4 protein-coding genes are annotated in these 3,874 nt (G+C 66.0%); all 4 read left to right on the top strand.

Annotation, left to right across the window (positions count from 1 at the left end):
• Window positions 1-75 precede the first annotated feature (75 nt).
• Window positions 76-699: a ribosome hibernation-promoting factor, HPF/YfiA family gene (gene hpf / locus V6M46_RS15080; protein ID WP_332666575.1), complete on the top strand. Its 624-nt coding sequence runs from the start codon at window positions 76-78 to the stop codon at window positions 697-699.
• A gap of 80 nt (window positions 700-779) precedes the next feature.
• Window positions 780-1,415 (top strand): response regulator transcription factor, encoded by a 636-nt coding sequence (locus V6M46_RS15075; RefSeq protein ID WP_332666573.1) that lies wholly within the window; start codon window positions 780-782, stop codon window positions 1,413-1,415.
• A gap of 31 nt (window positions 1,416-1,446) precedes the next feature.
• A complete protein-coding gene (locus V6M46_RS15070) occupies window positions 1,447-2,658 on the top strand; it encodes a winged helix-turn-helix domain-containing protein (protein ID WP_332666571.1) in 1,212 nt (403 codons plus the stop codon).
• A 97-nt stretch (window positions 2,659-2,755) separates the two neighbouring features.
• A partial coding sequence (locus tag V6M46_RS15065) for a DEAD/DEAH box helicase (RefSeq protein ID WP_442880533.1) occupies window positions 2,756-3,874 on the top strand: 1,119 nt, incomplete at its 3' end.

Below are 3,874 nucleotides of genomic sequence, written 5' to 3'. Positions count from 1 at the left end.
GCGCGGTCTAACGTCACAGGTATGGCATGAAGACGGCGCTGAAGTCGAGCGCGACACCGAGGCAAGGGAGTTCCCATGGAAATTGTCGTCAACGGTCGCAACAGCGAGATCTCCGAACGCTTTCGCGAGCACGTCGAGGAGAAGCTCCTCCGGCTCGAGAAGTACGACTCCCGCCAGAAGATCAGTCGCGTCGAGGTCGAGGTCACGCACGAGAAGAATCCCCGCCAGCAGGACACCGCGGCCAAGGTCGAGATGACCCTGCGGTCCCGCGGTCCGGCGGTCCGGGCGGAAGCCGCCTCCACTGATCAGCACTCGGCGCTCGACGCCGCGATAGACAAGCTCGAGTCCCGCCTGCGGCGCTCGGTCGATCGTCGCCGCATCCATCACGGGCGCCACGCGCCGACATCGCTGGCATCGGCGACAGCCGAGCTGCCGCTCGAGGGTCTCGCGACGGATGAGCCCGACGACGTACCCAGCGGTCAGTCGTCGCCCATCGACTCCGAGGGCGACTGCCCCATCGTCGTGCGCGAGAAGACGCACCAGGCACCGCCCATGACACTTGACCAGGCGATGTACGAGATGGAGCTCGTGGGCCACGACTTCTACCTGTTCCTCGAGAAGGATTCGATGCGGCCGAGCGTGGTCTACCTGCGCAAGGGCTATGACTACGGCGTCATCCACCTCGACGTCACCGAATAGCCCCACGGCACCGGTTGTCGGCGTAGTGGCCCATCCCATGGCATGATCGGAATGTGACTTCTCGGGGTGACAGCATTCGGGTGCTCCTGGTTGACGACCAGGAGCTGTTCCGGCGTGGTGTCAAAATGGTGCTGGGTGCGGACGACACGCTGGAGCTCGAAGAGGTTGACGACGGCGACAAGGCGCTCGAGATGGTCGCCGAGAACCCCTACGACATCGTGCTGCTCGACGTACGCATGCCGGGCCGCAGCGGCGTCGAGGTGTGTGCGGCGATCAAGCAGATCTCGCCGACGACCGGCATCATCATGCTCACGGCGAGCGATGATGAGTCCGATCTCTACGAGTCGATCCGCAGCGGCGCCTCGGGCTACCTGCTCAAGGACGGCTCGACCTACGAGCAGGTCGCCGAAGCCGTGCGCCTGGTCGCCTCGGGCCAGTCGCTGATCAGCCCCAGCATGGCCACGAAGCTGCTCGACGAGTTCGTGCACATGTCCAAGAGCCCCGCGCCGACGACGAACCTCACGCCGCGCGAGCTCGGTGTGCTCCGGCATGTCGCACGCGGCCGCAGCAACCGCGAGATCGCCGAAGAGCTGTTCATCAGCGAGAACACCGTCAAGAACCACATCCGCAACATCCTGGAGAAGCTCCAGATGAAGTCGCGCATGGAAGCCGCGATGTACGCGGTCCGCAGCAAGCTCGTCGACGACATTCCCTGATTTGTCCGAGCTGTAGGACACGATCGGGTCCATGAACCTGACCACGACGCAGGCTCGCCGGATCGCGCTGGCCGCACAGGGGTTCACCCGCTCGCGCCGCGGGCTCGACGGCGATGTCACGGCACGGCACCTCAACCGCATCATCGAGCGGCTCGGCTTCTTCCAGATCGACTCGGTCAACGTGCTGGTCCGGGCCCACTACATGCCGCTGTTCTCCCGCCTCGGCCCCTATGACCGCGAGCTGCTGCATCGTGCCGCCTCGCGCCGGCCCCGTCGGCTGTTCGAGTACTGGGCGCACGAGGCGGCCCTGGTCGACGTCAACCTGTGGCCGGCGTTCCAGTTCCGCATGGAGTCCGGAGCGCGCATGTGGGGCAACATGGCGCGGATCATCCAGGAGCAGCCCGAGTTCGTGGCGTGGGTGCTCGACGAGGTGCGCGACAAGGGCCCGCTGACCGCGCGTGAGGTGGAGCACGACGCGCCGCGCGACAAGGACAACTGGGGCTGGAACTGGTCCGAGGTCAAGATGGCCCTGGAATACCTCTTCTACAAGGGGCAGGTCACCGCGGCGCGGCGCAACTCCGCCTTCGAACGCGTCTATGACCTGCCCGAGCGCGTCATCCCGTCCGCACAGTTCGAGCAGTCGCCGCTCGACTCGGCGCAGGCCCACCGCGTGCTGGTCAGCCATGCCGCCCGTGCCCTCGGCATCGGCACGGCCCAGTGCCTGCGCGACTACTTCCGCATGGCACCCGAGGCGACCAGGCAGGCCATCGACGACCTGGTCGAGACCGGCGAGCTGGTCCCCACCACGATCACCGGCTGGAAGCGTCCGGCATACCTGCATCGCGATGCCGTGCGCCCGCGCACGGTGTCGGCACGCGCGTTGCTGAGCCCGTTCGACCCACTGGTGTTCGAGCGCACGCGCACCGAGCAGCTGTTCGACTTCCGCTACCGCATCGAGATCTACGTCCCGGCGCACAAGCGCATCCACGGCTACTACGTGCTGCCGTTCCTGTTGGGCGACCGGCTCGTCGCGCGGGTCGACCTCAAGGCCGATCGCCAGTCCGGGTCGCTCATGGTCCATGGGGCGTGGGCGGAGTCGCATGCGCCCGACGAGACCGCCGACGAGCTCGCCGCGGAGCTGCAGCTCATGGCCGGGTGGCTGGGCCTGGCCACCGTCGTGCCGCCGGCCAACGGTGATCTGGCCGGGGAACTCACGGAGTCGCTTGCTCGTCACCTAGACTGAACAGGCTCTCAAACTTTTCTGGAGTTCCAGCCATCGCGGACTCTGGCGTATCAGGAAGTGCATCTACGTGCCCAAGGTCATCGACAAGATCCTTCGCATGGGCGAAGGCAAGATCCTCAAGCAGCTCCAGGCGGTCGCCAACCAGGTCAACGCCCTCGAGGACGAGTTCCACGCCATGAGCGATGACGAGCTGCGCGCCATGACCGAGGAGTTCCGCACGCGCCTCGACGAGGGCGCCACGCTGGACGACCTGATGCCCGAGGCGTTCGCCACGGTCCGCGAGGCCGCGCAGCGAGTGCTCGGCCAGCGCCACTTCGACGTCCAGGTCATGGGCGGGGCGGCGCTGCACCTCGGCAACATCGCGGAGATGAAGACCGGCGAGGGCAAGACGCTGGTCTCGACCCTGCCGGCATACCTCAACGCCCTCGGCGGCAAGGGTGTCCACGTCGTGACGGTCAACGACTACCTCGCGAAGTACCACGCCGAGTGGATGGGCCGCGTGCACCACTTCCTCGGCCTGAGCGTCGGCATGATCCTGCCGAGCATGACGCCCAGCGAGCGCCGTGACGCCTACGCGGCCGACATCACCTACGGCACCAACAACGAGTTCGGCTTCGACTACCTGCGCGACAACATGGCGGACAACATCGCCGACTGCGTGCAGCGCGGCCACAACTTCGCGATCGTCGACGAGGTCGACTCGATCCTCATCGACGAGGCCCGTACGCCGCTGATCATCTCGGGTCCCACCGAGGAAGAGGTCAAGTGGTACGCCGAGTTCGCCAAGATCGTCGGCGCCATGAAGATCGACGAGCACTACGAGGTCGATGAGAAGAAGCGCACGATCGCCGTGACCGAGGAGGGCATCGACCGGGTCGAGGACCAGCTCGGCATCGACAACCTCTACGACGCGGTCAACACCCCGCTGATCAGCTTCCTCAACAACGCCATCAAGGCCAAGGAGCTGTTCAAGAACGACAAGGACTACGTCGTGATGGAGGGCGAGGTGCTGATCGTCGACGAGCACACCGGCCGCATCCTCGACGGGCGCCGCTACAACGAGGGCCTGCACCAGGCGATCGAGGCCAAGGAAGGCGTACGCATCCGCGAGGAGTACCAGACCCTCGCCACGATCACGCTGCAGAACTACTTCCGCCTCTACGACAAGCTCAGCGGCATGACCGGTACGGCCCTGACCGAGGCGTCGGAGTTCGAC

Origin of the sequence: Aeromicrobium sp., assembly GCF_036676885.1 — a bacterium.
Taxonomy (GTDB): Bacteria; Actinomycetota; Actinomycetes; order Propionibacteriales; family Nocardioidaceae; genus Aeromicrobium.
The sequence above is the reverse complement of the archived record's forward strand: the minus strand, read 5'-3'. Positions and strand labels throughout refer to the sequence as shown.

Excerpts from the sequence above, each read along its gene's own strand:
- hpf (WP_332666575.1), top strand. The coding sequence starts at position 76 with ATGGAAATTGTCGTCAACGGTCGCAACAGCGAGATCTCCGAACGCTTT.
- V6M46_RS15070 (WP_332666571.1), top strand. The coding sequence starts at position 1,447 with ATGAACCTGACCACGACGCAGGCTCGCCGGATCGCGCTGGCCGCACAG.